General features: G+C 67.4%; 13 protein-coding genes. 8 read left to right on the top strand and 5 right to left on the bottom strand.

Annotated features, from left to right (window positions below):
- Window positions 1-14: 14 nt before the first annotated feature.
- Both H3H55_RS28595 and H3H55_RS28590 read right to left on the bottom strand, forming a co-directional pair.
- Entirely contained in the window at window positions 15-1,430 is a 1,416-nt protein-coding gene (locus H3H55_RS28595; RefSeq protein WP_193101136.1) for a hypothetical protein, read from the bottom strand.
- Window positions 1,431-1,506: 76 nt separating this feature from the next.
- A complete protein-coding gene (locus H3H55_RS28590) occupies window positions 1,507-2,133 on the bottom strand; it encodes a LysE family translocator (protein WP_193101135.1) in 627 nt (208 codons plus the stop codon).
- A 170-nt stretch (window positions 2,134-2,303) separates the two neighbouring features.
- Here H3H55_RS28590 and H3H55_RS28585 point away from each other — a divergent pair, with 170 nt between their 5' ends.
- The 3 genes from H3H55_RS28585 (at window position 2,304) to H3H55_RS28575 (ending at window position 4,745) form a co-directional block, all read left to right on the top strand.
- A complete protein-coding gene (locus tag H3H55_RS28585) occupies window positions 2,304-3,104 on the top strand; it encodes an AraC family transcriptional regulator (protein WP_048245324.1) in 801 nt (266 codons plus the stop codon).
- A 120-nt stretch (window positions 3,105-3,224) separates the two neighbouring features.
- Entirely contained in the window at window positions 3,225-3,644 is a 420-nt protein-coding gene (locus tag H3H55_RS28580; RefSeq protein ID WP_193101134.1) for an ATP--cob(I)alamin adenosyltransferase, read from the top strand.
- Between the two features lie 108 nt (window positions 3,645-3,752).
- Window positions 3,753-4,745, top strand: coding sequence for a LysR family transcriptional regulator (locus H3H55_RS28575; protein ID WP_193101133.1), 993 nt, complete (start codon window positions 3,753-3,755; stop codon window positions 4,743-4,745).
- Between the two features lie 306 nt (window positions 4,746-5,051).
- Here the strand turns inward: H3H55_RS28575 and H3H55_RS28570 are convergent, their stop codons facing one another.
- Window positions 5,052-5,972, bottom strand: a complete 921-nt coding sequence (locus H3H55_RS28570; protein ID WP_193101132.1) for a LysR substrate-binding domain-containing protein — start codon at window positions 5,970-5,972, stop codon at window positions 5,052-5,054.
- A 108-nt stretch (window positions 5,973-6,080) separates the two neighbouring features.
- On the opposite strand from H3H55_RS28570, the gene H3H55_RS28565 reads away from it, so the two are divergent.
- On the top strand, window positions 6,081-7,163 hold the full coding sequence (locus H3H55_RS28565; protein WP_193101131.1) for a tartrate dehydrogenase: 1,083 nt from the start codon (window positions 6,081-6,083) through the stop codon (window positions 7,161-7,163).
- Between the two features lie 189 nt (window positions 7,164-7,352).
- The gene (locus H3H55_RS28560) at window positions 7,353-8,663 is read left to right on the top strand and encodes an MFS transporter (RefSeq protein WP_193101130.1); all 1,311 of its coding nucleotides are present in this window, start codon (window positions 7,353-7,355) and stop codon (window positions 8,661-8,663) included.
- Between the two features lie 76 nt (window positions 8,664-8,739).
- Here the strand turns inward: H3H55_RS28560 and H3H55_RS28555 are convergent, their stop codons facing one another.
- Both H3H55_RS28555 and H3H55_RS28550 read right to left on the bottom strand, forming a co-directional pair.
- Window positions 8,740-9,534 carry a polysaccharide lyase family 7 protein gene (locus tag H3H55_RS28555; RefSeq protein WP_193101129.1) on the bottom strand — a complete coding sequence of 265 codons (795 nt, stop codon included), beginning with the start codon at window positions 9,532-9,534 and terminating at the stop codon, window positions 8,740-8,742.
- 351 nt (window positions 9,535-9,885) lie between these two features.
- Window positions 9,886-10,383, bottom strand: coding sequence for a shikimate kinase (locus H3H55_RS28550; RefSeq protein WP_193102206.1), 498 nt, complete (start codon window positions 10,381-10,383; stop codon window positions 9,886-9,888).
- Window positions 10,384-10,663: 280 nt separating this feature from the next.
- Between H3H55_RS28550 and H3H55_RS28545 the strand changes: the two genes are divergently transcribed.
- Genes H3H55_RS28545 through H3H55_RS28535 form a run of 3 tightly spaced genes read left to right on the top strand, consistent with a single transcriptional unit; the run spans window position 10,664 to window position 15,582 of the window.
- Window positions 10,664-12,820, top strand: coding sequence for a filamentous hemagglutinin N-terminal domain-containing protein (locus H3H55_RS28545; RefSeq protein WP_193102204.1), 2,157 nt, complete (start codon window positions 10,664-10,666; stop codon window positions 12,818-12,820).
- An 8-nt stretch (window positions 12,821-12,828) separates the two neighbouring features.
- Window positions 12,829-14,646, top strand: coding sequence for a ShlB/FhaC/HecB family hemolysin secretion/activation protein (locus tag H3H55_RS28540; RefSeq protein ID WP_193101128.1), 1,818 nt, complete (start codon window positions 12,829-12,831; stop codon window positions 14,644-14,646).
- 15 nt (window positions 14,647-14,661) lie between these two features.
- The gene (locus tag H3H55_RS28535; protein ID WP_193101127.1) at window positions 14,662-15,582 is read left to right on the top strand and encodes a peptidyl-prolyl cis-trans isomerase; all 921 of its coding nucleotides are present in this window, start codon (window positions 14,662-14,664) and stop codon (window positions 15,580-15,582) included.
- Window positions 15,583-15,642 lie beyond the last annotated feature (60 nt).

Raw genomic sequence — 15,642 nt, 5'->3', positions numbered from 1 at the left:
GGGCGGGCGACGCGTCAGCGTTTGCCGACGGGCTTGAGCGTCGCGCGGAATTGCAGGGTCGAACGCGCTTCGGCCTGCAGCGCGTCGTAGGGCTTGGCCATCCAGCCCCTGATCTCGGCGAGTGCATCGCGTCCGGCCGCCCGCACGTCGGCGCTCGCGGCCTGCGCTTCCGGATTGCCGGCCACGTCGTCGCCGCAGAAGACGGCGTCGTCGCACGGCCGGGTCGTCATCTGCGTGAACACGGTCTTGCCGTCGTGGAAGTACTGATCCCAGTGCGTATTGAAGTCGACCAGGCCCTTTTGCGTATTCAGGAAGTAATCGATGTCGGCCGTGTAGCCGACGAGCGCATCGTCGAAAAACGTCCATCGCTCGGTGCGGATCGGCAGGATGCCGTTGACCGGATGCGCGTTGTCGAAGCGCATGCGGATTTCCAGCTGGCGATACGGGCCGAATTCGATCAGGTACGCATCCGGGCCCTCGTCGTTGCGCCGGTACCAGCGCGTCATCGCGGCAGTCGGCACGACGGGGCCCGACAGCAGCGTGGCGCCGTCCTGATGATCGAGGTCGAGCCCGACCTGCGCGGCGGCGATCCGGCCGGGCGGCAGCCGGCCCGGTGCGGCAGGCGCGCTGCTGCCGGGCATCACGTCGACCGCGCGAATGGCGTTGGCCGCGGCGTCCGACAGCGGGCAGCGCGCGCTGCCGGTCAGCGTGACGCGCGGCGAGCCGGTCGTCAGCGTCACGACGATCGGGATGCCGACGTCGGGCACGCCGGACGGCATGACCGTCTGCAGGCAGTCCTGCACGTCGCGCGGGTCGCGGGCGACATCGTGATCCTCGAAGCCGACCCCGTACTCGAGGTTCGGCTCGCCGCCGGAGGGCAGCCCGGTGTCGGGCTGGCGGGCTCTCGCGAGCAGCGCGTGGTAACCCGGCTGGCGTGTCAACGCCTCCGGCGACAGCGTCAGCATGAACGACGCAATCGAATAACCGCCGTCGAGCCGGTGCGGCAGGTCGAAGCTGATCGTGCGCGGCGTGTCGGGGCTGCCGCGCGGCGTGACGCGGGCAGGGATCTTGCGCATCTCTTCAGCGACGTGCTGCACCCATTGCGGGTCGGGGATGCAGCCGAGGCCCGAACTGCACGACAGCAGGCTGTACGTGGTGGTCGTGCGCGTGTAGTGCGCGAAGATCTCGACGCTGTCGGGCAGCCGGTTGCGCAAGTCGGCGTTTTCTTCCGGCGTGAGGAACGGCATGTAGAGATCGCTGAGCGCGATCGTCACGTGCGACGTGCCGGGCGGCGCCAGGACCTCACGCGGTTTCGGATCGCGGGGCGTCAGCAGCCAGCCGGTAGCGAGCACGAATGCCGCGACGATGGCGAGCGCCCAGGCGAAACGCCGGCGCGTGCGTGTGCGCGGTGCGCGAAGGGAGTCGGCCATGGATCGGATCGTCGTTGCCGGTTGGTGTCGTTGTTGTTGTCCGGTCCGCCGGTGCTCGCGCGACCCGTTGCCGTTCCTAGCGCTGCTGCACGGCCACGCGCAGCCCGAGCGTGATGAAGATCGAGCCGATGATCTTTCCCTGCCAGCGCGTGAGCCACGTGAGCCGCTTCACGATGCGGCCGAGCGGGCGGATCGAGCACGCGATCAGCGTCGTGTAGAGCGAGCTGAGCATGACGAAGATCAGCCCGAGCACCGCGAACTGCACGAACGTCGAGCCGCGTTCCGGATGCACGAACTGCGGCATGAACGCGAGGAAGAACAGCGCGGTTTTCGGATTCAGCACTTCGGCGGGAATCGCCTGCAGGTACGCCTTGAGCGGCGTGACGGGCGACACCATCGGCAGCGACGGATCGGACGCTTTCTCCAGCAGCGCGCGCACGCCGAGATAGATCAGGTACGCGGCACCCACCAGCTTCACGACGTTGAACGCGAGCGCCGACGTCATCAGCAGCGCCGACAGCCCGACGGCCGCGAACAGCGTGTGCACGAAGTCGCCGCTTGCGACGCCGAGGCCGGTCAGGATGCCGGTCTTGCGCCCGCCCTGCACGGTGCGGCTCAGCACGAGCAGCACGGCGGGGCCGGGGATCAGGAACAGGCCCAGAACGACGGCCGTGAAGGTGGTCAGCGTGGTCAAGTCGAACATGGCGGCTCCGGCAGGTTGGCGCAGCGGCGGGGATCGGGGCATTGTATTCGGTTCGGCGCGCGGCCGCAGGCGAGGCCGGCGAACGGCCCGGCCGCGCCGGCGCCTTTCTGGTATAAGCACGAAAGGGCGCGCGGGCACGGCGTCCGGTTTCTTCCCTCGTCGACCGTTTCATGCGCAACCTTCCACCGCACACCGATCCCGCAGCGGACGCCGCCGTGTATCACGTGCCGCGTCCGCTCGTCGTCTTCGGCGGCTCGGTCGTCGAGCCCGAATGGCGGCTGGAGCGGCACAGCCATCGCCAGGCGCAGCTGCTCTACACGCTGAGCGGCGTCATCTATTGCGAGATCGACGGCGGCGTGTGGAGCGCACCGCCGCAATGCACGGTGTGGATTCCGGGCGACGTCCCGCATGCGGCGCGCGGCTCGGCCGGCGCGACGTTCTACGCGGTGCTGGTCGAACCCGACGCCGCGCTCGACCTGCCCGCACGTTGCTGCACGCTGTCCGCGTCGCCGCTGTTGCGCGAGCTGTTGCTGAAGGCGGCGAGCTTCCCGAACCTGTACGACGTCGACGGGCCGCAGGGTCGGCTGATGGCGACGCTGCTCGACGAACTCGTCGCGGCGCCGGTCGAGGATCTGTACCTGCCGATGCCGGCCGACCGCCGGCTGCGCAAGCTGGTCGACCACCTGCTCGACGATCCGGCCGACAAGTCGCCGCTGCCCGAACTCGCGCGGCGCGCGGGCATCAGCGAGCGCAGCCTGACGCGGCTCGCCACCAAGGAGCTCGGCATGAGCCTCGGCGACTGGCGCCGGCGCCTGCACGTCGCGCTGTCGCTGCGGATGCTGACGACCGGCCGCCGCGTGCACCAGATCGCGATCGATCTCGGCTACGAGAGCGCGAGCAGCTTCGTGACGATGTTCCGCAAGGCGACCGGCAAGTCGCCGACGCAATTCCTGACCGACCGGCAACGCTGAACGCGCGGATCGCGCCGGCGCGCGCGATTGGCCGGATTGAAAAAGCTCTTGGCCGGGATGAGAAATGACGTGTCGGGTCTCGATCCATAAAATGAGAATCGTTCTCATCTGGAGGTCGACATGCAGATCGTCACGACTGAATTCCCGTTTGTCTGGTTGCGTTACGCGCGCTCGCCGCACACCGATCCTACCCACCTGATTGATGCACTCGACGCGTTGCTGGCGCGCCGCGAACGCTTCGTTCTTCTGACCGACGACGCGCCGTCCGGCGACGATCACGACGCCGGCGATCACGAACTGCGCAAGCAGCTCGCGAAGTGGAGCAAGGCCAACCGCGCGCAGTCGCGCGAATGGATCCCCGCGATGATCGCGATCGAGCCCGATGCATCGCGGCGCGTCGCGCTCGACGCGTTTTCGGGCACGTTCGCGAAGGTCTGGGGCTATCCGCTGCACGCGGCGGCGACCCGCGACGACGGCCTCGCGCTGGCGCAACGGCTGCTCGACGAACCGGCGCGCGGCGCTACGGCGGCGAACGGCTGAACCGGCTGAACTGACGGCCGCGCCGGCTGCGCGGCTTTCCTCGACACGCATGCACGGCGCGCGCACACGCGCGCGTCGCGGCAGGCTGCAACCACGCAGGGGTGTCCGGTGGACAATCCGATCCGCGCGATGCGCATCTTCACGCGCATCGTCGAAATGAACAGTTTTACGCGCGCGGCGCAGGTGCTCGGCATTTCGCGCGCGACCGCGACGCGCACCGTGCAGGAGCTCGAGGCGGCGCTCGGCATGCCGTTGCTGGTGCGCACGACGCGTGCGCTGCGCGCGACGCCCGAAGGCGACGCGTACTACCGGCGCTGCCTGAGCATCACCGCGGACGTCGATGAACTCGAAGCCAGTATCCGCGGCGCCGCGCTGCGTCCGAGCGGACCGCTGCGCGTCGAGCTGCCGGGATCGGTGGCGGGTGCGATCGTGCTGCCGGCCCTCGGCGAATTTCACGCACGGCATCCCGATCTCGTGTTGATGCTGGGCGTGTCCGGGCGCGCGGCCGATCGCGTCGGCGACGCGACCGACTGCAGCATCCGGCTCGGCGAGCTGCCCGATTCGTCGCTCGTCGCGCGCCGCCTCGGCGCGCTCGAACGCGTGACGTGCGCGAGCCCCGCGTATCTCGACCGCTACGGCGTCCCGCGCACGCTCGATGAGCTAGCAGCGCATCGTGCGGTCAGCGGGGCGTTCGTTCCCGGTCAACGTGTGGCCGAACTCGATTTCACGGTGGATGGCGCGGTGCGCAAGGTCCGGCTCGACGGCATCGTCAGCGTGGACGACGAGCAAGCGTATCTGGCGTGCGGCGTGCATGGTCTCGGGCTGATCCAGCCGCCGCGTATCGCCGCGCAGCCGCTGATCGACGCGGGACGGCTGCGGGAAGTGCTGCCGCGCTGGCGGCCGGGCGCGATCGCCGTATCGGCGGTCTACGTGAAGCGTCCGCATGTATCGCCCGGCGTGCGCGCGTTCGTCGACTGGATCGTCGAGCGGTTTGAGCAGGATCGGGAGGGCGTGGTCGTCGCGGGGGCCATGGCGCGACGGCCGGTGCCGGAGATCGTCGAGATGAACGACCGCGAGGACAGTCAGGTGGCGATGGCGTGAACGAGGCGCGCTGTACGAAGGCGGATCAATCGTTCGCGAGGTGGAATGCGCCGGCCATGCGTTCCTGTTCCCGTGCGGGCAGTGCGAGTCGCGTCGCAGGGTGAGGTCCGGTGCATGGCGATGTAAATATTCTGGCGATTATTGGCCGTGTTTCGCCAGAATATTTTCTCTTTGATGTCCGTCCAGTCGAGACAAGCCCGTGCGCATTCAGAGCGAAGCGCCAGGTGCAGAGCGCTTCGGCCCCCGAGCGTTGTCCATGCCGGACGCATGTAGTGACCGCGATTCGCGCGATCCGCACGGTGTTCCCTACACCGCCCTCAACCGCCCCAACTCCTCCGCCAGAAAATCGACGAACGCGCGAATCCGCGCGGACATCTGGTGACGCTGCGCATACACCGCATAGATATCGGCGCTCGGGGTTTCATGGTCGGGCAGCACGATTACCAGGCGGCCGTCGGCAAGATAGTCGCGGATATCCCATTCCGCGCGCATCAGGATCCCGTGCCCGTCGAGCGCCCACTTCACGGCGATCTCGCCGTCGTTCGTCGTCAGGTTGCCGTTGATCCGCACGGCTTCCGTGTTGCGCGCCGCGCCGCGGCCGCTCGTCAGCCGCCACACGCCGTAACCCTCGTCGCCCTGCCGGATGCCGATGCAGTTGTGCCGCGTCAGGTCGTGCGGCGTGGCGGGAATCCCGTGCCGCGCGAGATACGCGGGCGCCGCGCACAGCAGCCGGCGGTTCGGCGCGAGCCGTCGCGCGATGACGCGCGTGTCGGGCGGCTCGCCGAAGCGGATGCACACGTCGAATGCATCGTCGGTGAGCGGCGGCGGCATCACCGACAGCTGCAGTTGCACCGACACCTCCGGATAGCGCGCGACGAAGCGCGAGATCGCGGGGCCGACGTGGCTGCGCCCGAAGCCGAGCGTCGCGTTCACGCGCAGCAGCCCCTTCGGGCGTTGCTTCGCGCTGCCGAGCAGTTCGCCCAGCTCGTCCATCTGGTCGAGGATCCGGCGCGCGTAGTCGAGATACACGTCGCCTTCGGGCGTCAGCATCATCCGCCGCGTCGTGCGGTTGACGAGCGTCACGCCCGCGCGCCGCTCCATCTGCGTGAGCCGCTTGCTGACGGCCGCCGCGGTCAGCCCGAGTTCGCGCGCGGCCGCGCTCAGGCTGCCCGATGCGGCCAGCGTCGAGAAGAAGCCGAGATCGGCCGGCTGGACGGTATCCGTCATGACGGGATTCGTGAATTGAAGTTAAAGATGCTTTGAGTCTAGCACCGGTTCCTGCACTGCCGGTTCGGTAAAGTGCGTTCACGCTCACGATCAATCGAGGATGTCCGCATGAAGACCTACCGTATCGCAACGATTCCCGGCGACGGCATCGGCAAGGAAGTGGTGCCGGCCGGCAAGCAGGTGCTGGAAGCGCTGGCCCGCGGCAGCGACCGCTTTGCATTCGCGTTCGAGGATTTCGACTGGGGCGCCGACTACTACCGCCAGCACGGCGCGATGATGCCGGCCGACGGCCTCGACGCGCTGCGCGACAAGGATGCGATCCTGTTCGGCTCGGCGGGCGACCCCGACGTGCCCGACCACGTGACGCTGTGGGGCCTGCGCCTGAAGATCTGCCAGGGCTTCGACCAGTACGCGAACGTGCGCCCGACACGCATCCTGCCCGGCATCGACGCGCCGCTGAAGCGCTGCGGGCCGGACGACCTGAACTGGGTCATCGTCCGCGAGAACTCCGAAGGCGAATACGCGGGCGTCGGCGGCCGCGTGCACCAGGGCCATCCGATCGAGGCCGCGACCGACGTGTCGATCCTCACGCGCGCTGGCGTCGAACGCATCATGCGCTATGCGTTCCGGCTCGCGCAGTCGCGTCCGCGCAAGCTGCTGACCGTGATCACGAAAAGCAACGCGCAGCGGCACGCGATGGTGATGTGGGACGAGATCGCGAAGCAGATCGGGCAGGAATTCCCCGACGTGACGTGGGACAAGGAACTCGTCGATGCGGCGACCGCGCGCATGGTCAACCGGCCGGCGTCGCTCGACACGATCGTCGCGACCAACCTGCACGCGGACATCCTCAGCGATCTCGCCGCCGCGCTCGCCGGCAGCCTCGGCATCGCGCCGACCGGCAACATCGATCCCGAGCGTCGTTATCCGTCGATGTTCGAGCCGATCCACGGTTCCGCGTTCGACATCATGGGCAAGGGGCTCGCGAATCCGGTCGGCACGTTCTGGTCGGTCGTGATGCTGCTCGAGCATCTCGGCGAAACGGAAGCCGCCGCGCGCGTGATGCAGGCGATCGAGGCCGTGACGGCCGACCCGTCGCTGCACACGCGTGACCTCGGCGGCAGCGCGACCACCGCGCAGGTGACGGCAGCCGTCTGCGAGCGCGTCGCGAACGCGGTGACCACCGCCTGACGATCTTGCCGATCACGGCGGTGCGCGAGCGCAGCCAGTAACGCGGCTGCCACTCGTTCATCGTCCGCCGCATTTTCCTGTCCGCGACTCGCGCGTTCGACGCGAGCCGGGCGCCGGCCCGCCCGCTTTGTGGCGGCGCCGACGAGCATTCACAGACAGAGCACGGCTTGACCTCGAAGGAGGAGACACATGCAAGCGGAACTGGAAACCCGTGTCGCGCGGAAACTGATGTGGCGCATCATTCCGTTCGTGATGCTGCTTTACTTCGTCAGCTTTCTCGATCGCGTCAACGTCGGCTTCGCCGCGATGACGATGAACCACGCGATCGGCCTGTCGCCGACCGCGTTCGGATTCGGCGGCGGGCTGTTCTTCATCGGCTACTTCCTGTTCGAGGTGCCGTCCAACCTGATTCTTCACCGCGTCGGCGCGCGCATCTGGATCGCGCGCGTGATGATCACGTGGGGCCTCGTATCGGCCGTATCCGCGTTCGCGGCCGGGCCGACCAGCTTCTACGTGCTGCGCTTCCTGCTCGGCGTGGCCGAAGCCGGGTTCTTCCCCGGCATCATCCTGTACCTGAGCTTGTGGTTCCCCGCGAAGCAGCGCGCGGTGGCCGCCGCGTGGTTCATGGCGGCCGCGCCGATCTCGACCGCGATCGGTTCGCCGCTGTCCGGCGCGATCATGCAGATGCCGCCGATGTTCGGGCTCGCCGACTGGCAGATGTTGTACATCGTCGAAGCGCTGCCGGCGGTCGTGCTCGGCTTCGTCGTGCTCAAGTGCCTGACCGATTCGCCGTCGAAGGCCGCGTGGTTGCGGGCGGACGAGCGCGACTGGCTGATCGCGAAGCTGAAGACCGAAGCCGACGCGCGCCACACGCATGTCGGGCATACGGCCGGTGCGTGGCAGGCGCTGCGCGATCCGCGCGTGCTGGCGCTCGCGCTGATCTACTTCGGCACGTCGGCCGGGCTGTACACGCTCGGTCTGTGGGCGCCGCTGATGGTCAAGCAGTTCGGCTTCACCGCGCTGCAGACAGGCTTGCTCACCGGCATCCCGAGCATTGCCGCCGTCGTCGCGATGATCGCGTGGGCGCGGCATTCGGATCGCACCGGCGAGCGCACGTGGCACGTCGTGATTCCGTGCGTGCTCGCGTGCATCGGCTTCGTGTTCGCGGGGCAGGCGAGCACCGCGCTGCTGACCGTGCTCGCGCTGGTGGTCGTGAACATCGGGATCAGTGCCGCGAAGGCGCCGCTGTGGGCGATGCCGAGCGCGTTCCTGTCCGGCGCCGGCGCGGCCGCCGGGATCGCGATGATCAACTCGATCGGCAATCTCGGCGGGTTCGTCGGGCCGTTCGCGATCGGCTGGCTGAAGCACGTGACGGGCGGGTATGCGGCGGGGCTCTATGTGGTGGTGGGCACGCTCGCGGTGTCGGCGATCGTCACGCTGATGTTGAGTCGGAAGGGCGCGAGGGAAGAGGCCGTGGCGGGCGTGCGGCATCACCCGTAAGCGCGGCGCGTGCACTGAAACGCCGGATCGGGCGCGCGTTGCGTGCCCGTCCGGCGTACTGCGTCATGAAGCGCGATCACGCATGCGTCAGCGTCAGCGCATAGAACTTCGCGACGGTGCCGGGCGTCGTCAGCGGTGTGCCTGACACCGCCGTCTGATCGTAGTCGCCGGCCTTGAAGTAGAAGCTCTCGCCGTCGAAGCTCGAATCCATCGTGAAGGTCTTGGTCGTGCCGTTCACCGTGACGGTGATCGTCGTGCCGCTCAGGCTCAGCGCATAACTGAACTTCGTGCCGACGCCGACCGTCGTGATCGCCGTGGTCTTCGCCGAGCCGCCCTGGTTGGTGTTTTCGAGCAGCAGTTGCACGACACCGCCGGACGTGACCTGCAGCTCGCACAGCGGCTTGCTCGGGCCGGTGCCCTGGAAGATCTGGCCGATCGTCGTGTGACTGGGTACCTGCGTGACGGCCACCGTCGCATTCAGTCGGTTGGTGCCGGACGTCGGCCAGATCGTGTTCTCACGCAGTTCGGTGCGCGGGTGCAGCGAGCCTGACGTCGTCCAGCCCTGCGTCGGGTCCATCATCACCATCGAGCCGTCGCTCGCGTCCGTGTAGAAATACGTCGGGTTCACGTAGCCGCCCGCGAGCGACGAACCGCTCACCGTGTCGACCTTGCCGGACGAGCCGGTCGGCAACTGCAGCGTGAACGGCGCGAGGTTGAAGTTCGAGCCGGGCGGGTTCGACGGGCTGAGCGCCATCGTCGTGGCTTGCTGGCGGGCGACGGCGGCCGGGCTGGCCGGGTCGTCACCGCCGCAGGCGGACAGGCACGCAACGGACAGAACGGCGACGACGCACGGGATGATCCTGTTCTTCATGGTGTCTCTCTCTGATGGTCCGTGGCTGGGCGCCACGTTGTGGATAACGTTTTCCTCTTATGGCGCACGATCGCCGGGGAGGAGATCGGTTGCCTGTAGAAAGCACTCCAAAATACAGAAAGCGGGTGTGGCTCGACGGCTGGAACGATGAAGTGGAAAATTGCGTGAAATTCCGGAATCGCTGAGGCTTACAATCGGCTTTCCATGACGCCGCTCAAGCCGAGCGAGGACGATGCTAACAAGAAGCATCGGAGGAGTAAACGTTTTCCTATGTTGGTCGATGAAGTCACTTGTCACCGACTGCTGCGAGTGATCCGCGTGCCGGCTGAAGGGCGCGGGCAGGTGTGCCGGTTACGACTCCGTCGCCGCGACCTGCTGCGCGATACGCGCCGCACATGCGTCGGGTGTCGCATCGGACGTATCGAGCACCATCTGGCTGAACGGCCGCGACGCATAACCTTCGCGATACATCTCGGCGATCCGGCTCCGCTCCCAGTCCGTCAGCGCGCGCGAGCCGCGATTCGACGACGCGATCGCTTCAGGCGGGGCGAGCGTCACGACGAACAGCCGCGCATCGCGTGCATCGCAGGCGGCGCGCAGCCGTTCGCATTCCGCTTCGCCGATCGGATAGGCGATGACCAGATGACGCTCACGTGCGTTCGTGATCTGCATGACGAGACGTTCGAGCGCGATCGCCCACTGCACGTCGAACGGCGCATCGTCGGGCGCGTCGTGATCGTCGCCGTCGATGAAGCGCGCGTCGGGCAGCGCGCGTGCGAGCGCGAGACCGATCGTCGTCTTGCCGCTGTTGATCGGGCCGTTCAGGTGGATGACGGTGAGAGGTGGCAGGACGATGTGGAGGGACATGGGGTGTTGCACGGGTACTCGTGATTGTCGTGGCGGGCGGTGGCGCCGACCCGGCGCGACCGCGTGAAATGCATTCGTAATATTTTTTGTGAATTTGAAATAAAAATTAATTAGGGATATACCCTAAAGAAAGGTGGTGTGCGTGCCGTTAGTCCGCCTCGGTAACTCACAAAAGCATTACGGAAGAACTACATCCGTACAACCACACGACCAGATTAACCGAGGGGCGCGCGGCCGGCGAAGCCGTGCGTGTGATTCAAAGATGGGACGCATCGATTTGTTTCGGTGCGCAGGCATCGGGGGCCTGCGCACGATCTTCCTTTGCCTGGCGACGGCAGGGGGGCTGCCGCATTGCGCAGTCGCCGCAGGGATCGTTCCGGACGGCGGTACGCCGACAAGCGTGTCGGCGGGACCGAACGGCCGGCAGTTCGTGAACCTCGCGCCGGCGGTCGCCGGCGTCTCCAGCAACACCTACTCGTCGTTCAACGTGACGACCGCCGGTGCGACGCTGAACAACGTCGGCATCAACGCACGCACGATCGTCAACCAGGTGACGAGCACGAACCGCAGCCTGATCGAAGGCGAGATCGCCGTGGCCGGGCCGCGCGCGAACGTAGTGCTGGCGAACCCGAACGGCATCACGATCAACGGCGGATCGTTCGTCAATACGGGGCATGTCGCCCTTGCCACCGGCAATGTGAGTTTCAACGACCTGCAGATCGCACCGGGCGTGATCCAGCGAAACATCGTGATCGATACGTCGACCGGAACGATCGTCGTCGGCCCGGGCGGTCTGGCCGGCGCACTGATCGGCCTGGACATGATCGCGAAGACGATTCGCGTCGACGGACCGATCGACAACACATTCTCGTCGGCGACCGCCGGTGTGCGCCTGCTGGCCGGCCGCAGCCGGGTTGAACTGAACACGGGGCTGTCGCCGACCGATAACGCCAACGACTGGCTGGCGCGCAGCGCGACGACGGATCCCGATACTGCGTCGTCCTACGCGATCGATATCACCGCTGCCGGCAGTCTGACCAGCGGCCGCGTGCAGTTGATCGTGACCGACCGCGGGCCCGGCGTGCGCAGCGCCGGCCCGATGAATGCGTCGCTGGGCGATTTCACGCTGACCTCTAACGGGAACGTCGAGTTTTCGCACACGAAGCTCGGCGTCGCGGGGGATTTCGCCGTGACGGCGCAGGGCAGCGTGACGTTGACGGACACGGAGGTGAAGGTCAACGGCGGTCGCGCCGGCCTCTCCGCGACGGATGCCATTGCGTTCACCGGCAGCAGCCTGCTGGCATCGGGCGGCATCAAGCTGAATGGCGCGAGCATCGCACTGCGGCCCGACGACGCGATGGCCGGCTCGACGGTGGCGTCGTCGCAGAGCGGCGTGGTGCTGAAGAGCGGCGCAGACATCGTGAACGTCGGTTCACTTGTGCAGGGGCAGGTCGCGATCGACGCGGATGCCGACTCGGCAGGCGCGGTGACGCTGAACGCGGCCGGCCGCATCCTGAACCAGTCGCAGCCGCAGACGCGGATCGGCATCCTGTTTGGCGTGAAGGGCGACGTATCGCTGACCGCGGGGGCGGACATCGTCAACCAGAACGCGCGGATCCTGTCGAACCGGAACATCTCGATCGCGGCCGGCGGCGATCTGGAGAACGTCGTCGATCACAGTACGGGCGTGCAGAACGGCGCGGTGATCGGGTTTGCCGAGCAAGGCAGCCGATTCCTGTTCTTCCGGCATCGCAGCGACGGCTTCACGGTCGACTACGGCGCGCTCGCGGACGCCTCCAAGCTTGCGTACATCACCGCCGACGAAGGCAATGTGTCCGTGCGTGCCGCGAACGTCAGGAACATCGGCGGATCGATTCTTTCGAACGGAGGTGCGATCGGCATCGCCGCGCGCGACAGCCTGCTGACACAGGCGATCTTCACGGGCCAGGCATCGCTCCGGCGTACGTGCTTCGTCTTCTGCCGCTCGAGCGCATCGTCGAGCGTGCAGGCTTTCGGCGGCGCGATCGAGGCCGGCACCGACATCCTGTTGAAGGCCGGCACGCAGATTACCAATACGGGCGGTACGGTGCGCGCGCTAGGCGGGTTGACGCTCGATGCGCCCAAGACACTCGCGCAGGGCGTGGCGGGCTATGCCGTGATCAACCGCGATCACGATTTGAAGGCATGGTTCGGCAATCGCTGGGCGGCCATCTATCGGAGCGATACCGGCGGCCTGTTCAGCGGCGGAACCGGCAAGGTGCGCCTGACGGGCGAGGCGGATATCGAGGGCGGCGCGTACCGTGCGCCCGAAGGCGTGCTGGCGGCCGGCGGCGTGGTGACGATTCGGCCGCCGCATCGGGATCTCGTGACGATCGGCAACCGCAATCATCTGGGCCTCGTGTCGTGGTTCGGTCTGTGAGGGGCGGCATGTCGTCGGGAATGGTCCGGGTGCTTGCGCTGGCGATCGGCGCGATGCCGTTGTGCGTGCGCGCGCAGCTCGCCGGCGGATTGCCGCCCGGCGCGCCGCCGGGGTTCGGCGTGATGCCGCCGGGGCTCGCGGTGCCGCGCGCCGAGCAGGACCCCGCGCAGCGCCTGCTCCAGGAACAGCGCGACCGGCAACGCCGCGAGGAAATCGCGCAGCCGCCAGCGCAGATCGCATTGCCCGAACAGCCGGCCATGCCCGACCTGCCGCCGGGCACCGATGTCGAAACGCTACCGGACGTGGCGCCGATGTTCCTGATCGAGCGCGTCGAATTCACGGGCGACACGATTCTGGGGCAGCCCGCGCTCGACCGTATTGCGGCACCGTTTCTCGGCAAGCAGCTCGGGCGCAACCGGATCAACCTGTTGCTGCGCCGGCTGACCGAAGCCTTCATCGCCCAAGGCTACATCACGACGCGCGCGTACCTGGGCCCGCAGAACCTCGCGTCCGGCACGCTGAAGATCAATCTCGTCCCGGGGCGTGTGGCCGCGCTGACGCTGAACGGCAAGCCGCTGCGTCCGCGCGACCCGAACGAAAAATGGTACGAGGTGCGCGGCGGCGGCCTGTTGACCGAAGCCGGCACTGCATGGGCGTTCGCGAGCGCACCGGGTGATCCGCTGCGCCTGCCCGATCTCGAGCAGGGCGTCGACCAGATCAACCGGTTGCGGCGCAACCAGGCCGAGATCCGCATCCTGCCGGGCGAAGCGCCGGGGGATTCGGTCGTCGCGATTTCGAACCGCTATGGCGACCGTCTTCACTACGATTTCGGCATCGACAACTACGGCAGCTCGCAGACCGGCAAGACGCGCTATCGCGCGGGCATCGAGGCCGACAACGTGATCGGGCTGCAGGAATCGCTGTCGTTCAACTACGTGGGGACGACCGAAACGAACGCGCTCGTGTTTTCGGCGGCGGTGCCGTACGGGTATCAGACCTTCAGCTACACGGTGTCGATGTCCGAGTACCAGCAGGCGATCGGGGACGTCGCGCTGCTCGAAGGCCGCACGTTCAGCCAGATGCTCGGCTGGAACGATGTGCTCGTGCGATCGTCGAGCGGGCGCCTGAGCGTCGACGTGACGCTCAACAAGCTGCGCACCGAGCGCGATGTGAACGGCCTGCCGCTCTCGCCGCAGAACCTCACGATGCTGCGCGTCGCGCTCAATGGACTGGCCCGGTTCGTCGCGCGTGGGCAGGGCGCCGCGGCGACCTGGGACGTCGGCGTATCGCAGGGACTGCCCTGGCTTGCGGCCAACCATGACGCATCGGACATCGGCATCGATGACGCGCACAGCCAGTTCACGAAGCTCGATGCAACCGGCACGCTGCAGTTTGCGCTCGGCAGTCTCGCCGGGAGCGCATGGGCCTATCGCGGCACGCTGCGTGCGCAATACAGCCGCGTAGCGCTGTTCGGCAACGAGCAGATCTTCCTGGGCGGCATGGGTTCGGTCCGTGGGTTCACGGAAGGCGGGATCGCAGGCGACAGCGGCCTCTTCGTCCGTAACGAGGCTGCGTGGCAGAACGTGCCCGCCTGGCGCGACGCGCGAATCGAACCGTACGTGTTTCTCGATGGCGGCAAGACCCACCTGAATGCGCAGGGCGGCTGGCCGACGCTCGTCGGCGCCGGCGTGGGCACGCGCGCGCAATGGCGCCTGAGGAGCGGAACGGTCTCGGCCGAAGTGCTGGTCGGGCAGGCGCTCGCGCAGCCGGCGGCGCTCGGCAGGAAAGCCACCGTGCTGCTGGCAACACTCAACTGGTCGGACTGAATGAAGGAGAACCTCATGAATCGTCTTTCGAACGGTCGCTTGATTGCGATGCAACGGAATCTGCGGGCGCGCATGCGCCGGACCGGCATTGCGCTCGTCGCCGCCATGCTTTGCGGCACGGTAGCGACACAGGCGCATGCACTGAACAAGGCCGCGAAGAAGCAGGCGGATACGGTCGCCGCGATGCCTGCCGATGCCGTCGCGAGCGTGAACGGCGTGGCCGTCACGCAAACGCAGGTCGACGAAGCGGTGCGCGCATCGAAGGCGCCCGATACGCCGGCGCTGCGGGCGGCGATGAAGAACCAGCTGATCGCACGCGAACTGTTCCGGCAGGCGGCGCTGAAGCAGCACTACGACACCCGGCCACAAGTCGTTGCCGCGGTCGAGCAGGCGAAGACACTGGCGATGACGCAGGCGTACCTGCACGACCAGGTCAAGCCGGCACCGGTCCCGGAGACGGACGTCAGGGCGCGCTACGACGCGATCGTCGCGGGGCTCGGCGAGAACGAATACGAGTCGAGCGCGATTGCGGTCAACGACGCGGACACCGCGAAGCAGATCATCGCGCGACTCAGGAAAGGCGAGGACTTCGGCACGCTCGCGCGGCAATTCAGCAAGGGGCCGGCTGCTATGCAAGGCGGCGCGTTGAACTGGATCTCGTTCAAGACGCCGATCGAGGCGGGCAATACGCAGAACTGGCCGCAGCCGCTCGCCGAAGCGCTCGTGAAGCTGCCGCAGGGTGGCCTGACGCGCGAGCCTATTCAGGTCGGCGACGAGTACTGGATCCTGCGCGTCGACGACAAGCGCGCGACGCAGGTGCCGTCGTTCGACCAGGCGAAGGACATGCTGCGGCAGCAGCTCGAGCAGGTCGCGATGGAGAAGGCCACGGCGCAGGTCGTCGCGGACCTGATCCGGAGCGCGCGCATTCAGCAGTAGGCGGCAAGCAGTTGTGCCGGGCCGATGCCCGGCGATCACTCACGCGATTCCGGGCGGGGA

Origin of the sequence: Burkholderia sp. Z1 (assembly GCF_014893795.1) — a bacterium.
In the GTDB taxonomy this organism is placed as follows: Bacteria; Pseudomonadota; Gammaproteobacteria; order Burkholderiales; family Burkholderiaceae; genus Burkholderia; species Burkholderia theae.
Note: the sequence above shows the minus strand (reverse complement) of the source record. Positions and strands in the feature narration are given on the sequence as shown.

What these genes read in the sequence shown, in the direction of transcription:
- H3H55_RS28595 (WP_193101136.1), bottom strand. Translation starts at nt 1,430, where the DNA reads ATGGCCGACTCCCTTCGCGCACCGCGCACACGCACGCGCCGGCGTTTC.
- H3H55_RS28590 (WP_193101135.1), bottom strand. Translation starts at nt 2,133, where the DNA reads ATGTTCGACTTGACCACGCTGACCACCTTCACGGCCGTCGTTCTGGGC.
- H3H55_RS28585 (WP_048245324.1), top strand. Translation starts at nt 2,304, where the DNA reads ATGCGCAACCTTCCACCGCACACCGATCCCGCAGCGGACGCCGCCGTG.
- H3H55_RS28580 (WP_193101134.1), top strand. Translation starts at nt 3,225, where the DNA reads ATGCAGATCGTCACGACTGAATTCCCGTTTGTCTGGTTGCGTTACGCG.
- H3H55_RS28570 (WP_193101132.1), bottom strand. Translation starts at nt 5,972, where the DNA reads ATGACGGATACCGTCCAGCCGGCCGATCTCGGCTTCTTCTCGACGCTG.
- H3H55_RS28565 (WP_193101131.1), top strand. Translation starts at nt 6,081, where the DNA reads ATGAAGACCTACCGTATCGCAACGATTCCCGGCGACGGCATCGGCAAG.
- H3H55_RS28560 (WP_193101130.1), top strand. Translation starts at nt 7,353, where the DNA reads ATGCAAGCGGAACTGGAAACCCGTGTCGCGCGGAAACTGATGTGGCGC.
- H3H55_RS28555 (WP_193101129.1), bottom strand. Translation starts at nt 9,534, where the DNA reads ATGAAGAACAGGATCATCCCGTGCGTCGTCGCCGTTCTGTCCGTTGCG.
- H3H55_RS28545 (WP_193102204.1), top strand. Translation starts at nt 10,664, where the DNA reads ATGGGACGCATCGATTTGTTTCGGTGCGCAGGCATCGGGGGCCTGCGC.
- H3H55_RS28540 (WP_193101128.1), top strand. Translation starts at nt 12,829, where the DNA reads ATGTCGTCGGGAATGGTCCGGGTGCTTGCGCTGGCGATCGGCGCGATG.
- H3H55_RS28535 (WP_193101127.1), top strand. Translation starts at nt 14,662, where the DNA reads ATGAATCGTCTTTCGAACGGTCGCTTGATTGCGATGCAACGGAATCTG.